At 70.6% G+C, this 21,895-nt stretch carries 26 protein-coding genes; 13 read left to right on the top strand and 13 right to left on the bottom strand.

Translation table 11 applies throughout. The features are described 5' to 3' along the window. Window positions 1-58 precede the first annotated feature (58 nt). Together Actkin_RS25610 and Actkin_RS25615 are read right to left on the bottom strand one after the other, a co-directional pair. Window positions 59-250: a hypothetical protein gene (locus Actkin_RS25610; RefSeq protein ID WP_189213537.1), complete on the bottom strand. Its 192-nt coding sequence runs from the start codon at window positions 248-250 to the stop codon at window positions 59-61. After that, complete coding sequence (locus Actkin_RS25615; protein ID WP_258904527.1) at window positions 247-810, bottom strand: hypothetical protein; 564 nt, start codon at window positions 808-810, stop codon at window positions 247-249. Before Actkin_RS25615 ends, Actkin_RS25610 begins: the two co-directional genes overlap by 4 nt. Window positions 811-937: 127 nt before the next feature. Between Actkin_RS25615 and Actkin_RS25620 the strand changes: the two genes are divergently transcribed. Both Actkin_RS25620 and Actkin_RS25625 read left to right on the top strand, forming a co-directional pair. After that, window positions 938-2,083, top strand: coding sequence for a sensor histidine kinase (locus tag Actkin_RS25620; protein WP_258904528.1), 1,146 nt, complete (start codon window positions 938-940; stop codon window positions 2,081-2,083). Continuing rightward, entirely contained in the window at window positions 2,080-2,724 is a 645-nt protein-coding gene (locus Actkin_RS25625) for a response regulator (RefSeq protein WP_258904529.1), read from the top strand. The genes Actkin_RS25620 and Actkin_RS25625 overlap by 4 nt, the downstream gene beginning before the upstream one ends. Here Actkin_RS25625 and murA read toward each other — a convergent pair. Then, on the bottom strand, window positions 2,703-3,989 hold the full coding sequence (gene murA, locus Actkin_RS25630) for a UDP-N-acetylglucosamine 1-carboxyvinyltransferase (RefSeq protein ID WP_189213540.1): 1,287 nt from the start codon (window positions 3,987-3,989) through the stop codon (window positions 2,703-2,705). The two genes, Actkin_RS25625 and murA, sit on opposite strands and share 22 nt — an antisense overlap. A 43-nt stretch (window positions 3,990-4,032) precedes the next feature. Between murA and Actkin_RS25635 the strand changes: the two genes are divergently transcribed. The 4 genes from Actkin_RS25635 to Actkin_RS25650 all read left to right on the top strand — a co-directional run bounded on the left by Actkin_RS25635 (window position 4,033) and on the right by Actkin_RS25650 (window position 7,194). Further along, entirely contained in the window at window positions 4,033-4,605 is a 573-nt protein-coding gene (locus tag Actkin_RS25635) for a cob(I)yrinic acid a,c-diamide adenosyltransferase (RefSeq protein ID WP_189213541.1), read from the top strand. A gap of 184 nt (window positions 4,606-4,789) precedes the next feature. Then, window positions 4,790-5,782, top strand: a complete 993-nt coding sequence (locus Actkin_RS25640; RefSeq protein WP_258904530.1) for a toll/interleukin-1 receptor domain-containing protein — start codon at window positions 4,790-4,792, stop codon at window positions 5,780-5,782. Window positions 5,783-6,014: 232 nt separating this feature from the next. After that, window positions 6,015-6,254, top strand: coding sequence for a hypothetical protein (locus tag Actkin_RS25645; RefSeq protein WP_258904531.1), 240 nt, complete (start codon window positions 6,015-6,017; stop codon window positions 6,252-6,254). A gap of 1 nt (window position 6,255) precedes the next feature. Beyond that, window positions 6,256-7,194 (top strand): ATP-grasp domain-containing protein, encoded by a 939-nt coding sequence (locus tag Actkin_RS25650; protein WP_258904532.1) that lies wholly within the window; start codon window positions 6,256-6,258, stop codon window positions 7,192-7,194. A 23-nt stretch (window positions 7,195-7,217) separates the two neighbouring features. Here Actkin_RS25650 and Actkin_RS25655 read toward each other — a convergent pair whose 3' ends face one another. From Actkin_RS25655 to Actkin_RS25700, 10 genes are all read right to left on the bottom strand, one after another. Next, window positions 7,218-7,649, bottom strand: coding sequence for a DUF2550 domain-containing protein (locus Actkin_RS25655; RefSeq protein WP_229787565.1), 432 nt, complete (start codon window positions 7,647-7,649; stop codon window positions 7,218-7,220). A 30-nt stretch (window positions 7,650-7,679) separates the two neighbouring features. Then, complete coding sequence (locus Actkin_RS25660; protein ID WP_189213545.1) at window positions 7,680-8,045, bottom strand: F0F1 ATP synthase subunit epsilon; 366 nt, start codon at window positions 8,043-8,045, stop codon at window positions 7,680-7,682. Window positions 8,046-8,194: 149 nt separating this feature from the next. Then, on the bottom strand, window positions 8,195-9,628 hold the full coding sequence (gene atpD / locus Actkin_RS25665) for a F0F1 ATP synthase subunit beta (protein ID WP_258904533.1): 1,434 nt from the start codon (window positions 9,626-9,628) through the stop codon (window positions 8,195-8,197). Between the two features lie 3 nt (window positions 9,629-9,631). Beyond that, window positions 9,632-10,582 (bottom strand): F0F1 ATP synthase subunit gamma, encoded by a 951-nt coding sequence (locus tag Actkin_RS25670; protein WP_189213547.1) that lies wholly within the window; start codon window positions 10,580-10,582, stop codon window positions 9,632-9,634. A gap of 6 nt (window positions 10,583-10,588) precedes the next feature. Next, entirely contained in the window at window positions 10,589-12,235 is a 1,647-nt protein-coding gene (gene atpA, locus Actkin_RS25675; RefSeq protein WP_189213548.1) for a F0F1 ATP synthase subunit alpha, read from the bottom strand. Between the two features lie 41 nt (window positions 12,236-12,276). Further along, window positions 12,277-13,092, bottom strand: coding sequence for a F0F1 ATP synthase subunit delta (locus tag Actkin_RS25680; protein WP_189213549.1), 816 nt, complete (start codon window positions 13,090-13,092; stop codon window positions 12,277-12,279). 15 nt (window positions 13,093-13,107) lie between these two features. Next, the gene (locus Actkin_RS25685; protein WP_258907991.1) at window positions 13,108-13,644 is read right to left on the bottom strand and encodes a F0F1 ATP synthase subunit B; all 537 of its coding nucleotides are present in this window, start codon (window positions 13,642-13,644) and stop codon (window positions 13,108-13,110) included. Between the two features lie 44 nt (window positions 13,645-13,688). Further along, complete coding sequence (locus Actkin_RS25690; RefSeq protein WP_258904534.1) at window positions 13,689-13,940, bottom strand: ATP synthase subunit C-like protein; 252 nt, start codon at window positions 13,938-13,940, stop codon at window positions 13,689-13,691. A 67-nt stretch (window positions 13,941-14,007) separates the two neighbouring features. Then, the gene (gene atpB / locus Actkin_RS25695) at window positions 14,008-14,799 is read right to left on the bottom strand and encodes a F0F1 ATP synthase subunit A (protein ID WP_258904535.1); all 792 of its coding nucleotides are present in this window, start codon (window positions 14,797-14,799) and stop codon (window positions 14,008-14,010) included. Between the two features lie 359 nt (window positions 14,800-15,158). Continuing rightward, the gene (locus Actkin_RS25700) at window positions 15,159-15,608 is read right to left on the bottom strand and encodes a helix-turn-helix transcriptional regulator (RefSeq protein WP_258907992.1); all 450 of its coding nucleotides are present in this window, start codon (window positions 15,606-15,608) and stop codon (window positions 15,159-15,161) included. A gap of 535 nt (window positions 15,609-16,143) precedes the next feature. Between Actkin_RS25700 and Actkin_RS25705 the strand changes: the two genes are divergently transcribed. The 7 genes from Actkin_RS25705 (at window position 16,144) to Actkin_RS25735 (ending at window position 21,638) form a co-directional block, all read left to right on the top strand. Continuing rightward, window positions 16,144-16,800 (top strand): class I SAM-dependent methyltransferase, encoded by a 657-nt coding sequence (locus Actkin_RS25705; protein WP_258904536.1) that lies wholly within the window; start codon window positions 16,144-16,146, stop codon window positions 16,798-16,800. Next, window positions 16,797-17,795: a class V lanthionine synthetase subunit LxmK gene (gene lxmK / locus Actkin_RS25710; protein ID WP_258904537.1), complete on the top strand. Its 999-nt coding sequence runs from the start codon at window positions 16,797-16,799 to the stop codon at window positions 17,793-17,795. Before Actkin_RS25705 ends, lxmK begins: the two co-directional genes overlap by 4 nt. Next, the gene (locus tag Actkin_RS25715; RefSeq protein WP_258904538.1) at window positions 17,792-18,733 is read left to right on the top strand and encodes a T3SS effector HopA1 family protein; all 942 of its coding nucleotides are present in this window, start codon (window positions 17,792-17,794) and stop codon (window positions 18,731-18,733) included. The genes lxmK and Actkin_RS25715 overlap by 4 nt, the downstream gene beginning before the upstream one ends. Beyond that, window positions 18,730-18,903 (top strand): LxmA leader domain family RiPP, encoded by a 174-nt coding sequence (locus Actkin_RS25720; RefSeq protein WP_258904539.1) that lies wholly within the window; start codon window positions 18,730-18,732, stop codon window positions 18,901-18,903. The genes Actkin_RS25715 and Actkin_RS25720 overlap by 4 nt, the downstream gene beginning before the upstream one ends. An 82-nt stretch (window positions 18,904-18,985) precedes the next feature. Beyond that, entirely contained in the window at window positions 18,986-19,870 is an 885-nt protein-coding gene (locus Actkin_RS25725) for a phosphotransferase family protein (RefSeq protein WP_258904540.1), read from the top strand. Next, on the top strand, window positions 19,867-20,874 hold the full coding sequence (locus Actkin_RS25730) for an LLM class flavin-dependent oxidoreductase (protein ID WP_258904541.1): 1,008 nt from the start codon (window positions 19,867-19,869) through the stop codon (window positions 20,872-20,874). Before Actkin_RS25725 ends, Actkin_RS25730 begins: the two co-directional genes overlap by 4 nt. Before the next feature lie 62 nt (window positions 20,875-20,936). After that, window positions 20,937-21,638: a class I SAM-dependent methyltransferase gene (locus tag Actkin_RS25735; RefSeq protein WP_258904542.1), complete on the top strand. Its 702-nt coding sequence runs from the start codon at window positions 20,937-20,939 to the stop codon at window positions 21,636-21,638. Window positions 21,639-21,895 lie beyond the last annotated feature (257 nt).

Consider the following 21,895-nt stretch of genomic DNA (forward strand, 5'->3'; position numbering starts at 1 on the left):
GTCGATTACCTCGAGGAACGAGGCAACGGCGCGGTCCGCCGCCCTGGACCACCCCCGGTCACGACGCGCGCTTGCGGCTGGACCAAAGCAGGGCGAGCCCCACGACGAGCATCGCCACGCTCACCGGCACCTGCAGCGCCTCGGGCACCACGTGCCGCTGGATGAACCAGCTGCGCGAGCCGTCGAGCACCGCGGAGACACCCCCGCCCACCGCCTGGACGCACACCAGGATCCCGAGCACTTCCCTCACGCGGACACCTTCCTCCGGTCGAGCAGCTTCCACAGTGGACCGAGAACGAACCACGCCCCGATGAGCAACTCCAGCCGGGGCAGGCAGTCGCGCCAGAGCGCCTCCGTGCGGTCCGGCGTGCCGACGACGTAGGACAGGAACAGGATCGCCGCGGCGGCGATCGCGCACGCCGCAACGCACTTCCCCCACTCGCGCCACTCGTGGGCCAGCCGCACCGGGCCGGACTTGGGCACCTTCCTCGGCGGCGGCCCGCCTGCGAAGCGGTGCGCCACCCGCGCGTCCGCCCAGCGGATCAGGCCGGGTCCGAACACGACGCTGAACCCGAGGTAGATCGTGCCCAGCGCGTGCTGGAGCCCCGCCTCGCCGCCCCCGCCGATGTCGACGGCCGCGGCCACGAGCAGCACGACGTCGAGCACCGGCGTACAGAGCAGCAGCACGACGCTGGTCCTGCGCCACTTGAGCACGTACCGGGCGAGCAGGCCCGCGCCCAGCACCACCCAGAAGCCGACCTCGCACGCCGCGATGAGCGCGACCATGCGGTTCTCCGCGATCCATTCCACGCTCCCAGCGTGCTGGCGCTCCCCTTTCCTCGCGTCGGACGACCTGGCGATCCCGGGGTCATCACTTCGACGGACGTCCGACCAACGACGGACGCCCGCGCCGCCGCCGCTGTGCTGTGATAGCCGGGTGGAGCGCAGGAGACGACCGTGGCAGCTGCCGGTGTGGCACGCCGTCATCTGGTTCGGGTTCGGCAGCGTCCTGCTGGCAGTGGACGTGCCGCTGGTGCTCGACGCGGCGGTCCTGCCCGCCCCGCACTGGGCCCGGCTGCTGGTGCTCGCCGCGCTCTGCGCCCTGCACCTGGCCAGGGACACCCACCCCGTGCCCGCGCTGATCGCGGGCCAGCCCCTGCTGCTGCTCGACGCCGCGATGGGACTGTCCCTGCCCGCGCTGCTGGCCGCGGGCGACCTGCTCTACTCCGCCGTCCTCAACGGACCCCGGCGGGCCAGCCGGGTGCTGCTCGGCGCGGCCTTCGCCTGCGTCGCGGCCGCCGCGGCGGTGTCGCTGACCATCGGCAAGGACCTGCGCGACTCCACGCTGTACTTCCTCACCTTCGCGCCCATCCCGATGCTGCCCGTGTGGTGGGCGACCAACGTGCGCCGCCAGCGCGAGGCCGCCGAGGCCGAGCGCGCCCGCGCCGACCAGCTCGCCCACATCGTCGAACTCGACCGGGCCGCGGCCGTCCAGCGCGAGCGCGCCGCCATGGCCCGCGACCTGCACGACGTCATCGCCGGGCACGTCTCCGCGGTCGCCATCCAGTCCGAGGCCCTGCTGAGCAGGGCGGACGGCGACGCGACCGCGCGCGCGGTCCTGCGCTCGGTCAGGGAGAACAGCGTCGCGGCGCTGACCGAGATGCGCGCCATGATCGGCCTGCTGCGCTCGGAGTCCCCGGACGCGCTGACCGCGCCCGCCCGGCTGCGCGACCTGGCCCAGCTGGTCGGGTCCGCGCGCGCGGCGGGACTCGACGTGGCGGCCTCCGCCGAGGTGGGCGAGCTGCCCGCGGCGGTGGACCTCTCGGCGTACCGGATCGTGCAGGAGGCGCTGACCAACGCGGTCAAGCACGGCGGCTCGCGCGCGGAGGTGAACGTCCGGCAGGCCGACGGCAGGCTGGTCGTCGAGGTGGTCAACGACGTCCCCGCGGCCCGCGAGCGCGGCGACGGCACCGGGCTGCTGTCCATGACCGAGCGCGCCGCCGCGGTCGGCGGCGCGCTGTCCGCCGGTCCGCGCGGCGGGCGCTGGCACGTGCGCGCCGACCTGCCGCTGGAGGAGTCGTGAGCATCCGCGTCCTGGTCGCCGACGACCACGCCGCCATCCGGGCGGGCCTGTGCCTGATCCTCGACGGCGCCGACGGCATCGAGGTCGTCGCCGAGGCGGGCGACGGGGCCGCTGCCGTCCGCAAGGCCCGCGCGCTGCGCCCCGACGTGGTGCTCATGGACGTGCGCATGCCCGAGGTCGACGGCATCGAGGCGACCCGGCGGCTGGTCGGCGATGGCGTCTGCGCCGTGCTCGTGCTCACGACGTTCGACATGGACGAGTACGTCTACGGCGCGCTGCGCGCGGGCGCGGCGGGCTTCCTGCTCAAGTCCGTGGACTCCGCCCGCCTGATCGAGTCGGTGCGGCTGGTGGCGGGCGGCGACGGCGTCATCGAGCCGAGCGTCACCCGCCGCCTCATCCGCGCCTTCGCCGAGGCCGCGCCGCGCGTGCCCGAGCCGCCGCCGGGCCTCGACCTGCTGACCGACCGCGAGCGCGACGTCCTGGTCGGCCTCGGCGAGGGCCTGTCGAACCAGCAGATCGGCCGCAAGCTGGGGATCGGCGAGGCGACGGTGAAGACGCACGTCTCCCGAGTGCTGACCAAGCTCGACCTGCGCTCACGGGTGCAGGCCGCGGTGCTGGCTCAGGAGGCCGGGCTGGTGTGACGGTCCGGGTCGGTCTCCACCCGCCGGACGTCCGCGCCGAGGCGCACCATGTTCTCCACGAACCGCGGGTAGCCGCGGTCGATGTGGAAGACGTCCCACACCTCGGTGACGCCGTCCGCGCACAGGCCCGCGAGCACCAGCCCGACGCCCGCGCGGATGTCCGAGGCCCAGACCGGCGCGCTGGACAGCATCGGCACGCCCCGCACCACGGCGTGGTGGCCGTCGGTGCGCGCGTCCGCGCCCAGGCGGACCATCTCCTCGACGAAGCGGAACCGCGCCTCGAAGAGGTTCTCGGTGATCATCGACGTGCCGTCGGAGATGGCGCTCAGCGCGATGGCGAAGGGCTGCAGGTCGGTGGCGAAGCCCGGGTAGGGCAGCGTCACGAAATCCACCGCCGTCGGCCGGTCGTTCTGCACCACGCGGAAGCCGTGGTCGAGCAGCGTCACCTCCGCGCCCGCCGTGCGCAGCTTCTCCAGCACCAGGTCGAGGTGGTGCGGGTCGACCCCGCGCACGGTGATGTCGCCGCGCGTCATGGCCGCGGCGAACGCCCAGGTCGCGCCCACGATCCGGTCGCCGACCACGCGGTGCTCGGTGGGCCGCAGCGACGGGACGCCGTGCACGGTCAGCGTGGACGTGCCCGCGCCCTCGATCTTGGCGCCCATCTGCTGCAGCATCACGCACAGGTCGACGATCTCCGGCTCGCGCGCGGCGTTGTCGATCACCGTGGTGCCGTCGGCCAGCACGGCGGCCATGAGGATGTTCTCGGTGGCGCCGACGCTCGGGAAGTCCAGCCAGATCTGCGCGCCGTGCAGGCCCTCGGCCTCGGCGACGACGCAGCCGTGCTCGATCTCGGTGCGCGCGCCGAGCTGGCGCAGCCCGTTCTGGTGCATGTCCAGCGGACGCGACCCGATCGCGTCCCCGCCCGGCAGCGCCACCACGGCCCGCTTGCACCGGCCGACCAGCGGCCCCAGCACGCACACGCTGGCCCGCAGCTTGCCCATCGACGGCGAGTCCGCGCGGTGGTCGAGCTCGGCCGGGGTGGTGATGGCCACGGTGTCCCCGCTGATGGACACCTCGCAGCCGAGGCTGCGCAGCACGTCGGCCATCAGGGGGACGTCGAGGATCTCCGGGCAGTTGGTCACCGTCGTGGTGCCCTCGGCGAGCAGCGCGGCGGCCATCAGCTTCAGCACGCTGTTCTTCGCCCCGACGACCTCGACCTCGCCGACGAGCCGGGCGCCGCCGTGCACCTGGAAATGCTCAGTCACGCGAGCATCATGCCTTGACCGCTCCAGACCCTAGGCTGTGGGTATGTCCGTCCACATCACCCGCGTCTACACCAAGGTCGGCGACAACGGCACCACCGCGCTCGGCGACGGCACCCGCGTCCCCAAGACGTCCCCCCGCCTGGCCGCGTACGCCGACGTCGACGAGGCGAACGCCGCGATCGGCCTGGTGTTGGCGGTCGGCTCGCCCGCCGACGACGTCGCGGCCGTCCTGGGCGCGGTGCAGAACGACATGTTCGACGTCGGGGCGGACCTGTGCACGCCGGTGGTCCCCGACCCGCCGTACGAGCCGCTGCGGATCACCGAGGCCTACATCGCCCGGTTGGAGGGGTGGATCGACGAGTTCAACGGGCGGTTGCCGAAGCTGAACTCGTTCATCCTGCCCGGGGGCACGGCCGCCGCCGCTTTCCTCCACCAGGCGCGGACGGTGACCCGCCGAGCCGAGCGCGGCGCCTGGGCGCTGGTGGAGGCCGAGCCGGACACGACGAACGTGCTGGCGGCGAAGTACCTGAACCGGCTGTCCGACCTGCTGTTCGTGCTGGGACGCGTGGCCAATCCGGACGGGGACGTGCTGTGGAAGCCGGGTGCGGGGCGGTAGCGCGGGCCTAGTGGTCGTCGCCGCCACACCCGGCCGGTCGTGACCGCGAGGCGACCGCACCGCCTGTAACAGGACCCGAGATCCCGCGATACCCAAGTGGATCTTGGCCGCACGGAGCCGGTCCGTGGCGAGCAGCCTGCCCGGCGTTCCATCTGTGGCTCCCCGACCGCGACCGGAGGGTGACGTGCAGGAGGAGTTCGAAGCAGCCGAGGTCCCGGGAAACCGAGCCCGGTCGTCTTTCGGCATCTTCGTGTCCTACCGCCAGACCGACTCCACCCCTTGGGTCGGGCGGCTGGTCGAAGACCTCCGCGACTACTTCGGGCCCGACCGCGTCTACCGCTACACGGACTCGAACCGCTCGGCGCAGGACTACGTCCGGCAGATCATCGAAGCACTCTCGTCGGCAGACGCTGTCATCGCCGTTCTGGGCAGGCAGTGGCTTCACGCGGTTGATGAGAAGGGCCGACGCCGTCTGGATGACCCGGACGACCTCGTCCGGCTGGAGTTGGAGACCGCCCTCAGGAAAGGGACCACGCTGGTTCCGGTCCTGGTCGACGGCGCCACGATGCCCGCCGAGCACGAACTGCCCGAGAGCCTGCGGTCGCTCTCGCGTTCGCAGGGCATCTCGCTCACCGACCGGCACTGGAAGCACGACTTCCACCAACTACTGCACGCGCTCGACAACCACGGCGTGCTTCCCTCCCGGAGCCCGAGGGTCGAGGAGCCCACAGCCCTCAAGAAGCAGCTCACCGACGTCCGCAGGTTCGAGCGGACGCTCCCCGCCCTGCCTCGGCAGACCTTCTCCAAGCTGGTCAGCGCAGTCCAACAACTGCGGTATCCCCAGCTCAGAGTGGACCGCGAGGCGGCGGAAGTCGTGTTCACGGTCCTCGGCAAAGAGGTGCGGGCGGCGGTAGTCGACGGCACCGCGGGCAACTCGACCCTCAAAGTCAGCTTCACCTCGGTGCGGGGCAGGTTCTTCGCCGCGGGCACCGCGCTCGCGCTCGCCACGAACCCGATGCTCGGCCTCACCTGGCCCGCGATCCGCGCGTGGGAGCGCCGCTTCGCCACCGGGTTCATCGACAACGTCGAGAGACTGCTGGACGGCCGGGGGATCGGGCCGGATTCGGCCCTGCCGCCCGGCGTGCAGTCGTGGCGCGAGAGAAGATGGAAGGTCTAGCTACGACGCCCAGGGCAGTCGTCGCCCGGGCGGAGCGCTTTCCAGCCAGGACGGGACCCCGGTGCTGTGGAAGCCCGGGGCCGGAGCGGTAGTCCAGTCGGGGCGAAGTGCCGCCCCGATCGGCTGATCTCGCGACCCGGTGGGACCTTCGGCCCTGGCTACCGCCTGCGCTCAGGCGCTTCATGGCGGAAGGCGGGCGCGTCGGGCGCCCCCCGAGGAAAGGGGACACACCATGACGTTCACGCTCGGCGACCCGGTTCCGGACAAGCGCGAGGTCAAGCAGATGGCGCCGCCGGTGGTCCTCCGCGCGCAGCCCGACTCGTTCATCCCGCTGGAGAGCCCCGAGGACCTGCGGGCGTGGGAGAACGCCGTCCGCCAGACCACCGGGGTCAAGATCGACGCCGCCAACCTGCGCGGCACCGCGTGCGAGACGTGTTCGGCCGGGTGCACCGACGACTGCGGCATGATGTGACGTGATCTTGACGATCACGATCCGGGACGACCTGCACACCATCGCCGTCCAGCACGCGGCGCGGAGCCGGGGGATCACCGACTTCCACATCGTCGAGTGCGACCACCTCAGTGGGCGGGCGAGTGTGACCTGGCGCTCCCACGGCACGCCGTCGGCGATCGTGCGGACCGCCGACGGCGTGTCGCTGCCCCTGGACGAGGTGTCCGTCCTGTGGTGGCGCAGGGTTCGCGCCGATCAGCGGGCGAGCGTGCACGCCGCCGACGACCACCAGCGCGCGCTCGTCAACAACGACTGCCGAGGCGCGCTCGCCGGGGCGCTGGCCGCGGGCTTCCACGGCCGTTGGGTGTCAGCGCCGGAAGCCACTGACCGCGCCGCCGACAAGCTCTACCAGCTCACCGTCGCCGCACGAGCGGGTTTCCGGGTTCCGCAGACCCTGGTGTCCCAGTCCCGCGACGAGGTGGTGGCCTTCGTCCGCGAGGTGGGACGCGTGATCGTCAAACCGGTGGTGGGCGCGAGCGGCCCCCTGGTGTTCACCCAGCACATCGACGACCCGGCGGCCATCCCCGACGCGTCGTTCGGCGTGTGCCCTGCCATCTACCAGGAATACATCCCCGGAACCCGCCACATCCGCCTCAACTGCTTCGGCGAGCGCATGCACGCTGCCCTCATCGAGACCGGCGATCTGGACTGGCGGCCCAACCTCAACGTCCCGATCTCCCGGTGGCCGGTGCCCGACGACATCGCCGACCTCGTCCTCCGCGTCCTGCGCCACCTCGGGCTGCGCATGGGCATCATCGACCTCAAACTCACGCCGCAGGGCGAAGCCGTGTGGCTGGAGGTCAACCCGCAGGGTCAGTTCCTCTTCCTGGAGCCTCTCATCGGCGAACCGCTCACCCAGCACTTCCTTGATTTCCTCATCGCCGAACACGCCGCGGCCTGAACACCGCCGGAGGCAAGGGACGTCTACGAAGCCCAGGGCAGCCGTCGTCCGGGCGGGGCGCTTTCCAGCCAGGACAGGAAGCCGGTCAGGGTGTCCGGGCCCATCGCGATCTCGTAGCGGGTCTCGCCCAGCGCCACGTGGAGGACTCGGGCGCCCAGGGGCATCAGGGGGATCTCGGCGCGCTGCGGGTCGCGGCGGTCGGCGATCTCCAGGCGATCCCTGCGGATCACCAGGTTGGGGCCCGCGCGGAGGCTGAAGGCGCGGAACCAGGCGAACTCGTCGCCCTGGTAGCGGCCCACGCCGAGGTGCCAGCCCTTGCCGGTGTCGTCCACGCGGGTGCGGACCGAGACGTGGACGCCGCCCATGCGGAGCAGGCGGACGCGGCGGAAGACGAGCAGGAGGAGGGCGAGCATGACCGCGGCCAGGGCCAGGACCACCACGTCGCTGACGTTCACCGGCCGCTCCCCCCGCTCGTCAGCGTCGCATCAGGCCGCTGAGTCCGCGGCGCGGAGGCGGGCGGCGGCTCGGGCGCGTTCGTCGGCGTCCTCGGCCTGCAGGTCGCGGCGGGCGGCGGCGACGTCGATCTCGCCGGACAGCTCGGCCGACTCGGCCAGGATGCTGACGTTGTCGGCGTTGACCGACAGGAAGCCGCCGTGCACGGCCGCGATGACGGTCTCGCCCGCGGTGGTCGTGATCTTGACGACGCCACCCTCGACCAGCTGGCCCAGCACCGGCTCGTGCCCGGCCATCAGGCCGATCTCGCCCTCGGTGGTCTGCGCGACGACGAACGACGCGGAGCCCGACCACAGGCGGCGTTCCACGGCGACCAGCTGGACGGACATCTCAGCCACGCGTCTCTCCTTCGGCTCGCGGTTAACGCGGAGTCTAGTCGGCGCCCGGACACCCGTCCGAGGCCACCCGGGTCGGTCCCGGGCCGTGCACTCTCAGTGACCAGGGGCCGGTGTCCACAACGGACACCGGCCCCCAGACGGCGAGAGTCTTACTTCTTGCCGGTCAGCTGCTGGTACTTGCGCTCCAGGTCGTCCAGCCCACCGATGGACAGGAACGCCTGCTCCGGCACGTGGTCGTAGTCGCCCTTGGCGACCTTGTCGAAGGCCTCGATGGTGTCGGCGACCTTGACGAACGAGCCCTCCTCGCCGGTGAACTTCTGCGCGACGAAGAAGTTCTGCGACAGGAAGCGCTCGATGCGCCGCGCCCGGTTGACCGTCACCTTGTCCTCTTCGGACAGCTCGTCCATACCGAGGATCGCGATGATGTCCTGCAGCTCCTTGTACTTCTGCAGGATCCGCTTGACCTCCTGGGCCACCCGGTAGTGCTCGTCGCCGACCACGGCCGGGTCGAGGATGCGGGAGGACGAGGACAGCGGGTCGACCGCCGGGTAGATGCCCTTCTGCGAGATCGGACGCGAGAGCTCGGTCGTGGCGTCCAGGTGCGCAAAGGTCGTCGCCGGGGCCGGGTCGGTGTAGTCGTCGGCGGGCACGTAGATCGCCTGCATCGACGTGATGGACCGGCCACGGGTCGAGGTGATGCGCTCCTGCAGCTCGCCCATCTCGTCGGCCAGCGTCGGCTGGTAACCGACGGCCGACGGCATGCGGCCCAGCAGGGTCGACACCTCGGAACCGGCCTGGGTGAACCGGAAGATGTTGTCGATGAACAGCAGCACGTCCTGGTTCTGCACATCGCGGAAGTACTCCGCCATGGTCAGCGCGGACAGGGCGACGCGCATACGCGTGCCCGGCGGCTCGTCCATCTGGCCGAACACCAGCGCGGTGTCCGGGAGAACGCCCATCTCCTCCATCTCCAGGAAGAGGTCGGTGCCCTCACGGGTGCGCTCGCCGACCCCGGCGAACACCGAGGTGCCACCGAAGTTGCGGGCGATACGGGTGATCATCTCCTGGATGAGCACCGTCTTGCCGACGCCAGCGCCGCCGAACAGGCCGATCTTGCCGCCCTCGACGTACGGGGTGAGCAGGTCGATGACCTTGATGCCGGTCTCCAGCATCTTGGTCTTGCCCTCGAGCTGGTCGAACGCCGGGGGCTTGCGGTGGATGGCCCAGCGCTCGGCGTCCGCGGCGTGGCCCGGCTTGTCCAGGCACTCGCCCAGGGCGTTGAACACGTGGCCCTTGACCGCGTCGCCGACCGGCACCGAGATGGCCTCGCCGGTGTCGACCACCGGCGCGCCGCGCACGAGGCCGTCCTGCGGCTGCATGCAGATGGTGCGGACCATGTTGTCACCCAGGTGCTGGGCGACCTCCAGGGTCAGCGTCTTCTTCAGCGCCTCGAAGGTGACCTCGGCCTTGAGGGCGTTGAAGAGCTCGGGGACGGAGTCCCGGGGGAACTCCACGTCGACGACGGGGCCGATCACCCGCACGACTCGCCCGACGGCGTTCTTGGTTTCCTGAATGGCAGTCATGGCTTAGTCATCACTTCCTGCGGCAGCGGCAAGAGCCTCCACACCGCCGACGATCTCGCTGATCTCCTGGGTGATCTGCGCCTGGCGAACCTGGTTTGCCACGCGGGTGAAGCTGCGCACCAGCTCGTCGGCGTTGTCCGTCGCGGCCTTCATCGCCGTCCGCCGCGCCGCCGACTCCGACGCCGCCGACTCCAGCAGCGCCGCGTAGATGCGGGTGTTGATGTACTTCGGGAGCAGGTCGTCCAGCAGCTTCTCCGGACCCGGCTCGAACGAGTACGCCGACCTCAGCTCGGCGCGCGCGGCCGCGGCCTCCTCCTCGGAGGAGTACTCCAGCGCCAGCGGCGCGATCCGCTTGGCGATCGGCTTCTGCGACAGCATCGACACGAACTCGGTGTAGACGATGTGCAGCTCGTCGACACCCAGCACGCCGTCGGGACCCGGGTTCTCGCCGTCATCGTCGGCGCCCGCGAGGAACGCCTCCACGACGGTGCGTCCGGCCTCGGCCGCCTCGGCGTAGGACGGCTTCTCGGAGAAGCCCGTCCACGACGCGGCCACCTTGCGCTGCCGGAACTTGTAGAAGTTCAGGCCCTTGCGGCCGACGACGTAGACCACCGGGGTCTTGCCCTGCTCGCGCAGCAGCGACTGCAGCTCCTCGGCGGCACGCAGCACGTTGGCGTTGTAGCCGCCGCAGAGGCCGCGGTCGCTGGTGACCACGATGACGCCCGCCCGCTTGGGCTGCGCGCGCTCGGTCAGCAGCGGCGTGTCCACGTTGGCCACGCCGCTCGCGAGCAGGCTCAGCACCTTGGTGATCTCGTCGGCGTAGGGCTTGGACTGCTCCACCCGCGCCTGCGCCTTGCCGATCCGCGAGGTGGCGATCAGCTCCTGCGCCTTGAAGATCTTCTTGAACGACTGCGCGGACTTGATCCGCGCGCGGAGTTCACGGAGTTGGGCCATATCGGGTCACTTCTTCGGCGCGGTCTTGGCGACCTTGACGGTCTCCTGGCCGACCGCGCCCGCGTCCATGGCCTCGGCCTCCGCCTCGTTCACCACGACGGACGAGCCGTCGGAGGCGCGGAAGCCCTTCTTGAACTCCTCGATCGCGGCCACCATGCGCTCCTCGTTCTCCGAGGTCAGCTTGCCGGTGGTCTTGATCTCGTCGAGGATGCCCGCGTTGCGGTGCCGCAGGTTCTCCAGCAGCTCCGCCTCGAACCGGCGCACGTCGGCGACCGGGACCGAGTCCAGGTAGCCCTTGGTGCCGACGTAGATGGAGACGACCTGCTCCTCGACCGGCATCGGCTGGTACTGGCCCTGCTTCAGCAGCTCCATCATGCGGGTGCCGCGCTCCAGCTGGGCCTTGGAGGTGGCGTCCAGGTCGGAGGCGAAGGCGGCGAACGCCTCCAGCTCGCGGTACTGGGCCAGCTCGAGGCGCAGCGTGCCGGAGATGCTCTTCATCGCCTTGGTCTGCGCGGCGCCGCCGACTCGCGACACCGAGGTGCCGACGTTGACGGCCGGGCGCTGACCGGCGTTGAACAGGTCCGACTCCAGGAAGCACTGGCCGTCGGTGATGGAGATGACGTTGGTGGGGATGTAGGCCGAGATGTCGTTGGCCTTGGTCTCGATGATCGGCAGACCGGTCATCGAGCCCGCGCCCTCCTCGTCGGAGAGCTTCGCGCAGCGCTCCAGCAGGCGCGAGTGCAGGTAGAAGACGTCACCGGGGTAGGCCTCGCGGCCCGGCGGGCGGCGCAGCAGCAGCGAGATCGCGCGGTAGGCCTCGGCCTGCTTGGTGAGGTCGTCGAAGATGATCAGGACGTGCTTGCCCTGGTACATCCAGTGCTGGCCGATGGCCGAGCCGGTGTAGGGGGCCAGCCACTTGAAGCCGGCGGAGTCCGACGCCGGGGCGGCGACGATGGTGGTGTACTCCATCGCGCCCGCGTCCTCCAGCGCGGACTTGACGCCCGCGATGGTGGAGCCCTTCTGGCCGACCGCGACGTAGATGCAGCGCACCTGCTGCTTCGGGTCGCCGGTGGCCCACGCCTTCTTCTGGTTGATGATCGTGTCGACGCAGACCGCGGTCTTGCCGGTCTTGCGGTCGCCGATGATCAGCTGGCGCTGGCCGCGGCCGATCGGGGTCATCGAGTCGATGGCCTTGATGCCGGTCTGCATCGGCTCGCCGACCGGCTGGCGCTGCACCACGGTGGGCGCCTGCAGCTCCAGGGCGCGGCTGGCCTCCGCGGTGATCTCGCCGAGCCCGTCGATCGGGTTGCCCAGCGGGTCCACCACGCGGCCGAGGAAGCCGTCGCCGACCGGGACCGAGAGGACCCGGCCGGTGCGCTTGACCTCCTGGCCCTCCTCGATCTTGTCGTAGTCACCGAGGATGGCGGCGCCGATCTCGCGCGCGTCGAGGTTCAGCGCGACACCGAGCACGCCGCCGGGGAACTCCAGCAGCTCGTTGGCCATGGCCGAGGGCAGGCCCTCCACGTGGGCGATGCCGTCGCCGGTGTCGGCTACGACGCCGACTTCCTCCCGGTTGACATCCGGGGAGTAGCTGGAGACGTAGTTTTCGATCGCATTGCGGATCTCGTCCGACGAGATCGTCAGCTCCGCCATTGAGGATTCCTGCTCTCGCTTCGTATCTGGGTGGAAAGTTCTTAGGCGGCGAACCGGCGCCGCAGTGCGTCGAGCCTGCCCGCAACGCTGCCGTCGATGACCTCGTCGCCGACCCGCACGACCATCCCGCCCTGCAGGCCGGGGTCGACCTCGAGGTGCAGCGCGATGGGCCGGGCGTAGATCCGCTGCAGCGCGGTGGAGAGCCGGTCCTGCTGCTCCGCCGACAGCACCGTGGCCGAGACGACGTGCGCGACCGAGCGCTCGCGCCGCTTGGCCGCCTCGGCGGCCAGCGCCTCGAGCCCGGACACGACGTCCCGCCCGCGCGGCTGGCCGATCAGGTTGTCCACCAGCGCCACCGTGGTGGCGTCGGTCTTCCCCTCGATCAGCCCGTGGATCAGGGCGAGCTTGCCCGCCTTGTCCGCGCCCCGGTCCGAGAGCACCTGCTCCAGCTCCGTCTGGCCCGCGATGATGCGGCCGAGCCGGAACAGCTCGTCCTCGACGGCGTCCAGGCGCCCCGCGCGCTCGGCGCGGACCAGCAGCGCGGTGGTGCCCAGCGCCTCCAGCCCGTCGACCAGGCCCCGGGGGCTCGACCAGCGCGCGACCACCGCGGCGACCACGACGTCGAGCGCGCCGTCGCCGATCTTGCCGCCCAGCAGCCCGCGGACCAGCCGCTCCCGGTCCGCGGGGTCGGTGGAGTGGTCGGCCAGCGCCCTGCGCAGGCCGATCTCCCGGTCGAGCAGGCCGACGACCGCGAACAGCTGCTCGCCGAGGTCGTCGACGGCGGCGCCCTCAAGGGTGTCGAGCAGCTTCAGCTCGACGGCGGCCAGGGCTTCCCGGCTCGCAGCTTGCAGTGCCATCGGTGTGTGCCCCTCTTACTTGTTCGCGGGAGCGGAGACCGAGTCCAGCTCGGACAGGAAGCGGTCGACGGTGCCCCGGCGCCGCGCCTCGTCCTCCAGGGACTCGCCGACGATCCGACCGGCCAGCGCGACGGCCTGCCGCCCGAGGTCGGCCCGCAGCTCGGCGACGATCTGCGCGCGCTGCGCTGCCAGCCGCGCCTCGCCCTGGGCGACGATGCGCGCCGCCTCTTCCTGGGCCTGCGCGCGCAGCTCTTCCTTGATCTGCTCGGCCTCGGCCCGCGCGTCGTCGCGGATGCGCGCCGACTCCGCCCGGGCCTCGGCCAGCTGCGCCTGGTACTGCTGCAGCGCGGCCTCGGCATCGGCCTGGGCCTGCTCCGCCTTCTTGATGCCGCCCTCGATCTTCTCGGTCCGCTCGGCGTAGAGCTTCTCGAAGCGCGGGGCGACGAACTTGGAGATGACCCAGAGGAGCAGCAGGAACGAGATCAGTCCGAGGATGATCTCGGAGATGTGCGGCATGACCGGGTTCGGCGCGCCTTCCGCCGCAAGGATCATGGTGTCGAGCACCGTCGACTCCTCCCTTCGCTCGAAGGCGAGAATCAGCCGCCGGACGCGATGAAGTAGATGACGATGCCGAACAGCGCGAGCACCTCGACCAGGGCGAAGGTGGTCCACGCGATGTTCATGAGCTTGCCCTGGGCCTCAGGCTGGCGCGCGGTGCCGTTGATGACCGCTGCCCAGATCAGGCCGACGCCGATACCGGGGCCGATGGCGCCGAGGCCGTAGCCGATGGCGGCGAGACCGGGGTTGATGCCAGCCGCGGCTTCCTGGGCGAGAACAACTGCGCTCACTTGTGGTTCCCTTTCAAACTCGGTCCGCGGGAGTCCCGCGGATCGGGGGTCTTGGTAGTGCGTCCCGCTAGTGGTCCGCCGACAGGGCGGCACCGATGTAGTTGGCGGCCAGCAGGGCGAAGATGTATGCCTGCAGGACCTGGATCAGGGCTTCGAGGAACGTCAGCGCGATGGCGAAGACGAAGCTGACCAGCGACACCGGCTTGAGCAGCCCGCCAGCCTCCAGCAGCAGGTACTCACCGGCCAGGGTGAAGACCAGCAGCAGCAGGTGGCCCGCGAACATCGCGGCGAACACCCGCAGCGCGAGCGTGACCGGGTTGATCACGAACTTCTGCAGGAACTCGATGGGGATCAGCAGCGGCAGGATGAAGCCTGGCGCGCCGGAGGGCACGCACTGGTTCTTCATGTACTTGACGAAGCCGTGCCTGCGGAGGCCGACGAAGTGGTAGACCGGGTAGACCACGAACAACGACAGCGCCAGCGGGAATCCGATGTGCGACATCGTCGGGAACTGGATGACCGGGATGATGCCGTAGATGTTGTTCACCAGGATGAAGGTGAACAGCGACAGCAGCAGCGGCACGAACGGCTTGTAGTCGTGCGACCCGATCTGCTCGCGGGCGATGTTGTTGCGACCGAAATCGAAGATCGATTCGGCGGCGAACTGGAGTTTTCCGGGAACGACCGACATCTTCCGGGTGGCGATCAGGAAGAATCCCGCGATGATGACCACCGAAAGCACGACGAGCAACATCGGCTTGGTGACGAAAGTACCCTCGCCGAAGATCGGACCCAGGTCGAAGTCCTTTGCGCCGGGGGCGACGAACTCGCCTCCCTGTGCTACCGACAGCGCGCCCACTGGGCTCCTTCCGGTTCCCCCGGGCAGGCAGGTGCGCGCCGGGGAATCGTCACGATCGTGCTCAACCTACCCGACGCGAACCGGACACCCGCAGGGCCCGCTCACCCTGTCGAGCCACCCGAGGTCCACCGCTCCCGCAGACGTTCGCGGATGGGCCGTGGACTGGCCGGAAGTCGAGCTTCGGCGGACTCCCGATACTGGCAGCGCCGCCTCTTGGCGCGGACCTTACCAGCCCGTCACCGGCAGCCGTACGGGCGTCCCGGTTGGGGGTCCTCCGTATGCGGACCACTACCGGATGAAAGCGAATGCGGCGGGTGACGGATGGGCGGGCGGCCGCTCGCCCATCCGTCTCAGAGCCATCACACCGCGGCCTCCGCCGCCTTGGTGGTGGCCTCCGCGCGGGTCCGCACATCCAGTTTCCGCAGGATGTTCCCGACGTGGAACTGGACGGTGTGCCTACTGATGGCCAGTGCCGCCGCGATGGAGCTGTTGGACTCACCCCGGCTGATCAGGGCCAGCACCTCGAGCTCACGGGCAGACAGAGCGGCGAGGGCGCCGGACCAATGAGCGGGGCCGCAGCCGTCGACGACCTTGGCATTCACGGCCTCGCTCACGGCCATCAACTCGGCGAGCCGGTCCGGCGTCGTGTCCAGCGGGGCGACCACCCGGACGCCCGGCAGGAACAACCGCTCGTTCACACCCGCTTCCATCCCGGCGAGCACGGCGAGAGCCAGGTTCGGCAGGATCTGCTTGACCTCGTCGACGGCGGTCCGCACCGTCCCGAAGTCCTCCCCGGCGCAGACGACCATCCACACCCGCTCGGAACCGTCCGGGTGGAGGCGACTGGACCGCCATTGGGCCAGGCGAGTGACGCGCAGGCGGGAACTGTGAGACGAGAGCAGCGCGGGCCACTCGCCGACGACGATCGCGATCTGAACATTCGTCGTCCGCTGCCGGTCATCTGGCGAACGCGCAGGTAACGAACAGGACATACCACCCCCATGTGACTTTCGGCACGTCAACGGTCAACCCGGCGCACTACCTCCCACGCGCACGGCCCAAGCTAACCGAAAGATCCGACGAGAATGACCCACTCACAATAGCGCGCCAAATCGTCACCTGAATGGACCTATGCGGGGTTATAGGTTCCATTGGCCCATCGACTCGGGCTGCAACAATTGGCAGTTGCCCGCGTGCCGTCGAACGCGGTGAACTCGAACTGGACGGCCAACCACGACACAAACCAGCCAGGGAGTCGATTTGATCGCGTCGAATATGCCCCGCGCCAGGGGCATGGCTGATATCTACGACCGCATTCATCGGTCCGGCGCGCAGGTGGCCGGGATGATTGATTTCCTGGTCGACCTGTGTCCGGCGGGTGGCCGCGTGCTGGACCTGGGTGTCGGCACGGGCCGGGTCGCCCTGCGGCTGGCCGAGCGAGGGCTGCGGGTGTACGGCATGGACTCGGACCCCGAGATGCTCGCGGTGCTGGCGCGGCAGCGGGGTGGTGACGCCATCACGGCGATGGTCGGCGACTTCACCACCGACACCGTCGGACACGAAGTCGACCTGGTGGTTCTCGCGATGAACACCTTGTTCGCCGTGCCGACGCAGGAGGGCCAGATCGCGGCGCTCACCCGCGCGCGCGAGCAGCTTGCCGACACGGGGCACGTCGTGCTGGAGACATTCGACCCGAATGTGCTCTACAAGCAGTCATTTCCCGCTACGGCGATGCGGCCGTTGTCGGCCACCGCCGTGGCGTTCTCCACGACGTACGCGCACTTCCCCACGCAGTCCGCCGCGGCGGCTTTCGCCGTTCTCGACGAGGACGGGGTGCGGACCGCGTCGGAGTCCGGCCGCTACGTGTGGCCGTCGGAACTGGATCTTATGGCCCGGCTGGCTGGCCTGCGGCGGGTTGAGCGGTTCGGCGGCTGGCGACGCGAGCCGGTCGGCGACGACGCCATGGTCCTGGTGTCCGTCTACGTCAAGGACCACCGATGACCGCAGGCCTGGACACCGATCCCGACCTGCTCGACCTGCTCGGACAGACCGGACTGGGCCGCCCGGAGACCGCGGTGCCCCTCACCCACGAAGGGCGCAACGCCGCGTGGTGCGGCATCACGTCGACGGGCGCGCGGATCTTCGCCAAACGCGTGGCGGGCCGCGCCGCTGTTGAGCGGTCGGTGCGCTTCGAGCAACTGGCGCCCGCCCGCCCGCTCACTCCCCCGTTGCTCGCGCACGCCGATGACCTGCTCGTGTTCGCACTGGTCGACGCGGAGAACGCGAACGGGCTAGCAGGCGACGACGGCCTCGAGACCGCCCATGCCGAGCGCATGGGCGCCGCGGTCGCCGAACTCCACCGGCTGGGCTCGGGCACGCCGGAGGCACCGCTCCTGCCGACGTCGGCGGACCTGCGGCGCCTCCCCCTGGCCTCCTTCGTCGCGGCGAGCGCGGGTGAACTCGCGTTCTGGAGCCTCGTCCAACCCGACACCGAGATGCACGCGGCCGTCGACGTCCTGCGACGCCACCCCGCTGGCGTGCCCGCCCGACCCATTCACGGCGACCTGCGGCTGGACCAGTTTCTGGTCGGCGGCGACCAGGTGTGGCTGACGGACTGGGAGGAGTTTCGGTTCGGCGACCCTGCCCGCGACATCGGAGCCTTCGTCGGTGACTGGGTTCTGCGAGCGGCGCTCGCGGTGTCGAACGGGGTCGACGAACTCGGCCACGACCGCTTTCTCGAGCGCTTCACCGGCGAGATGGACCGCGTGCGGCCCTTCTTGCATGCCTTCCGCGCCGGGTACCGGCAGGTGCGCGAGTGGGACGAGCACCAGTGCGTGCGAGCCGCCGCCTACGCGGGCTGGCACATGTTCGAGCGGCTGAACGCGACCGCGGCGGCGTCGGTGTTCCTCACCGCGCTCCATCGGGCGGCGGCGGGCATCGGCCGTGCCGCACTCCTGCGACCTGAGCGATTCCTCACCGTATTGGGGCTGCGATGAACCAGCACACCGGTCTGGCCGCACGGCTGACCGACGCGGTCAGCGCGGTGTCGGTGGACTTGCCCACGCTGACCGCGCAGATCGGCGTTCGCTCGGTGAACGCGCCGACTGAGCGGGCCTTGGCAGCCCGGCTCGGTGTGGTCCTCTACGACGAGCTGCACCGCGGCGGTCAAGCCGCACGGACCCTGCCTCGGGTCTCGCCGCTCGAAGGCGAGCTGGGCGCGGCCGTCCCGCACCGGCACACCATGGCCCGGGTCAGGGTCCTCGACCCCCGGACCGTCTCGATGGCGGGAGTCGTCGTACGCCTGCCCGACGACAGTCGGCTCGACGTGGGTACGACGGTGATTCCGCTGCCCGCCGCGCGGCCGCGCCTGTCCCCGGGCTACTTCCTGGTCGACGGGTCGCTGGGTGCCGCGCTGGGTGGCTCCCAGGTGCTCCGAATGTACCTGCACGTGGACGGCGAGAGCAGGGTCGACACCTGGGCGCGCGTGCTGCGGTTGCTTGAGAGCCTGGCTGTGCCCTACCGGGCGAAGGTGGCGTCCGCCGGGCCGCCCCGGCGGGACGGCATGGTCGTCTACCTCGGCCCCGCCGCGTTCGGCCGGGTCGCCGACTTCCTCGACGCCGCCGTGGACCTTCCCGGCCTGACTGACCCGACGTCGGTGTTCGCCCGCCGGATCGGGCCCGGAGTGGCGCTCGCCTGGGAGCCCGACGACCGGCGGCCGGGCCGCCGGGACGGCAGCTTCGGCCAGCACCGCGGCGCCGCCCTGGCCGACGGGCTGATCGCCCACGCCCGCACCGGCGCGCCCGACGCCGTCGCCGCCGCCCTGCGCGCCGCGAACATCGACCCCGCGGCGCCCGAACGCAATCTCTCCAGCCCCACCGATTTCCCGAGCGAACCCGCTGGGGGAAGCACAACCGAGGAAAGGACACCACTGTGACCACGATCCAGGTCGAGAGCCAGGAACTGGCCGCCGGTTACACCGCCTACACCGACGCCGAGGAGCTCACCCTCGCGGTGCGTCGCGCCGACGAGGAGCTGGTGGCGTGGACCAGCTCGATCGGCCTCACCATCACCGTCACCACGCTGATCGCGGGCTGTGGCGACTAAGAGTGCCGAGTAGCCGGTGAACCTCGCGCGGGCGTCCGAGTGCGGACGCCCGCGCGAGTCGTCCCTTGGACAGGAGGACCGCATGGCGGAGGAAACGCTGCTCGTCTACGCGACGGCCAATCTGCGCACGGAGATCCGCGAGATCGGGGGCGGATACCGTTGGTTGCACTCCAGTGGCTGGCAGAACCCGAATAACCTTCCCGAACCACCCGCCTACGTGCACCGCGCGGTGTCCACTATCAACGTGCCACGTGCTCGCTTCGTTCTCCCCACGTACACCGACGGTGTGCTGGCGTTCGACCTGCCTGGCCCGGTCAGCTTGGGGTGGCGGCTGCTCAGCGGCGCGGTAGAGCCCTCGTCCGCGGTCGACGCGCTCCGGGCGGTCGGCTCTGCGCTGCACGCGCTCCACCGATCGGTTCCCGAGGAACTCGGCCCGGTTCCCCGCCTGGCGGGTCTACGGAGGTGGCTGGCGGACGGCGACGGCCCGCAGGACGCGCCGTTCCTGCACACCGTCGTCGCCGAGGCCTTGGGAGACAGACGGATGGCCGACCTGCTTACCTGGTGTGAGGATCTCGTGGCACAAGGTCCGCGCGCGCGGCTGGTCCACGGCGGCATGAGCCTCAACCACGTCGTCATCGATCCGGAATCCGAGCAGGCTCATATCCCCATCGGCCTTGGCGTGGGCGCCGGATCACCCGTCATCGATCTGGCCAGGATCGTCGCCGAGGTACCCGCGTACCGGCAGGTCGGGGCTTTGGTCGGCAGGAGCGAGCTGGACCTGCGGGCGCTGACGGAGGCGTTTCTCGATGGCTACGGCACGTCGGTCGACGACGTCGAACTGGCGAAGGCGGTGGCCGTGACGACCGTGCTGGGACTGCACTCGATCGCCGCGCACATCGGGTGGAAGGAACTGATCCATGGGCGCGTCGACGAGTTGGCGCAGCTGGTGGACGGAGCTCTGCGGTGAGCCGCTTGTCGCTGCTGTATCCGACTAGTCCGCCCGTGCTGGAGCCGCTGCTGCGAGCCGCGCGCGCGGTCGACGGACTCAACCTGGACCGGCTCTGGTTCGGACAGCTGCAGACGTTCGAACTGCACCAGGTCGCCGCCTATCTCGCGGGCGCGGGCATCCGGACGCCCGTCGGCGCGGCAGTGACGCTGGCCCCGCTGCGTGCGCCGTACGAGGCGGCCGTGGCGGCGCGTTCGGTGGCGGCATTGACCGGGCTGCCCTTCGTCGCGGGATACGGTCCCGGCGCGCCGGAGGTCGCGCGCGGGCTGATTCGCGGTGGCTACCGCAGACCGCGGGTGGCGATGGTGGAGTACCTGCGCTCGGTTCGGGATCTGCTGGCCGGCGGCCATGTTGACCACGAAGGCGAGTACCACGCGACGTGCGCCCAGCTCCTGCCGCTGGCCGCGCCACCGATCGAGTTGGGCGCGGGCGTGCTGCGGCCCGCGATGGCCGAGGCGATGGGCGAGGTCGCCGACGTCGCGATCACGCTGCTCACTCCGCCGTCCTACGTGGCGGAGCGGATCGCCCCTGGTCTGCTCGCCGGGGCTACCGCGGTGGGCCGGGCCGCGCCGCGGATCGCGACGATCGTGCACGCGGCGGTCGAGCACGTCGGGCGCGATCCCTACCTGTTGGCGGAGCGGGCCGCGTCAGCGCACCTGGCCAAGCGGCACTACGCGGACATGTTGTGCCGGGCGGGGGTGCCAGTGGACCCCGCCGATCCGCTGTCCGGCGCGCGGGCGATCGTCGACTCCGCGGTGTTCGTCTACGGCACCAGAGGCGACATCGCGGACGAAATCCGCAGGTATCACGCCGCCGGAGTGGACGAGGTGGTGCTGAACCTGTGCGGCGTCCTCGCCACCGAGGGAGTCGCGTCGATGCTGCGCGACCTCGCGGCAATCACCGCCGCGCTGCGACAGCAGACGGCAATTCCGTCAGTTGCGGTTGCCTTCGCTCACTCGCGGTGAGGAGGATCGATCACGTTCTTCCTCACCGATCGGGAGTCCCCGTGTCCGAGCACGAGTCCGCCATGGCCCGCATCTACGACCGCCTCTACCCGGCCGAACCCAAGCTAGACAGCATGATCGAGTTTTTGGTCGGCCTGTGCCCGCCTGGCGGCCGGGTGCTGGAGCTGGGGGTGGGCACGGGCCGGGTCGCCGTGCCGCTGGCCGCCTGCGGGATACGCGTGTCGGGGATCGACCTCGACCCCGACATGCTCGCGGTGATGAAGAGCAAGCCCGGCGGGGACGCGGTTGAAGCCGTGCAGGGCGATTTCACCACCGATGTCGTCGGCCACGACTTCGACCTCGTGGTACTGGCGATGAACACCCTGTTCGCCGTCCCCACGCAGGACGCCCAGTGCGCGGCGCTGACTCGGGTCGCGGAGCAACTGGCCGACACCGGGCGGCTGGTGCTGGAACACTTCGACCCGAACGTCCTCTACCGGCGGCAGAACCCGCTGATGACGATGCGCGCCCTCTCGGCCACGTCGGTCCTCTATTTCACGACCTCGGCGGATTTCGCCAAGCAGGGCATCTCGGCGGAGTTCGCGGTGCACGACGAGCACGGGGTACACACGGCGAGCGAATCCGGACGATACATCTGGCCATCCGAACTGGATGTGCTGGCCCGGCTCGCCGGTTTGCGCCTCGTCGAGCGCCACGGCGGCTGGGAGCGCCAGCCCGTGCCCGACGAGCCGGTGGTCCTGGTCTCGGTCTACGCCAAGGGCTAGCCGATCGCCCTTCTCACCGCCCGCACCAGGCAGCACGCCCGCAAGCTCATCGTGACCCGCCGCGCGGCAGGCTGGTCCGTGTCCTGCATCGCCGGGCAGCTGGGGTCTCCCAGGCCAGCGTGCACAAGTGGTTGGACCGGCACCGGCGCGAGGGCGATGCAGCCCGCGACTCCGCGGGCCAAGCGCGCACCCAGGCGCTCGACACCCTGCACGCGGTGATCGTCACCGCCCCTGACGAAGGGCACTGCCGGGACAAC

The organism is Actinokineospora sp. UTMC 2448 (assembly GCF_024760565.1).
Taxonomy (GTDB): domain Bacteria; phylum Actinomycetota; class Actinomycetes; order Mycobacteriales; family Pseudonocardiaceae; genus Actinokineospora; species Actinokineospora fastidiosa.

Bases quoted from the DNA above. Each gene is read 5' to 3' on its own strand.
- Actkin_RS25645 (WP_258904531.1), top strand. From the start codon at position 6,015: ATGACGTTCACGCTCGGCGACCCGGTTCCGGACAAGCGCGAGGTCAAG.
- Actkin_RS25715 (WP_258904538.1), top strand. From the start codon at position 17,792: ATGAACCAGCACACCGGTCTGGCCGCACGGCTGACCGACGCGGTCAGC.
- lxmK (WP_258904537.1), top strand. From the start codon at position 16,797: ATGACCGCAGGCCTGGACACCGATCCCGACCTGCTCGACCTGCTCGGA.
- atpA (WP_189213548.1), bottom strand. From the start codon at position 12,235: ATGGCGGAGCTGACGATCTCGTCGGACGAGATCCGCAATGCGATCGAA.
- Actkin_RS25635 (WP_189213541.1), top strand. From the start codon at position 4,033: ATGTCCGTCCACATCACCCGCGTCTACACCAAGGTCGGCGACAACGGC.
- Actkin_RS25680 (WP_189213549.1), bottom strand. From the start codon at position 13,092: ATGGCACTGCAAGCTGCGAGCCGGGAAGCCCTGGCCGCCGTCGAGCTG.
- Actkin_RS25725 (WP_258904540.1), top strand. From the start codon at position 18,986: ATGGCGGAGGAAACGCTGCTCGTCTACGCGACGGCCAATCTGCGCACG.
- Actkin_RS25700 (WP_258907992.1), bottom strand. From the start codon at position 15,608: ATGGTCGTCTGCGCCGGGGAGGACTTCGGGACGGTGCGGACCGCCGTC.
- Actkin_RS25670 (WP_189213547.1), bottom strand. From the start codon at position 10,582: ATGGCCCAACTCCGTGAACTCCGCGCGCGGATCAAGTCCGCGCAGTCG.
- Actkin_RS25705 (WP_258904536.1), top strand. From the start codon at position 16,144: ATGATTGATTTCCTGGTCGACCTGTGTCCGGCGGGTGGCCGCGTGCTG.
- Actkin_RS25735 (WP_258904542.1), top strand. From the start codon at position 20,937: ATGGCCCGCATCTACGACCGCCTCTACCCGGCCGAACCCAAGCTAGAC.
- Actkin_RS25685 (WP_258907991.1), bottom strand. From the start codon at position 13,644: ATGATCCTTGCGGCGGAAGGCGCGCCGAACCCGGTCATGCCGCACATC.
- atpD (WP_258904533.1), bottom strand. From the start codon at position 9,628: ATGACTGCCATTCAGGAAACCAAGAACGCCGTCGGGCGAGTCGTGCGG.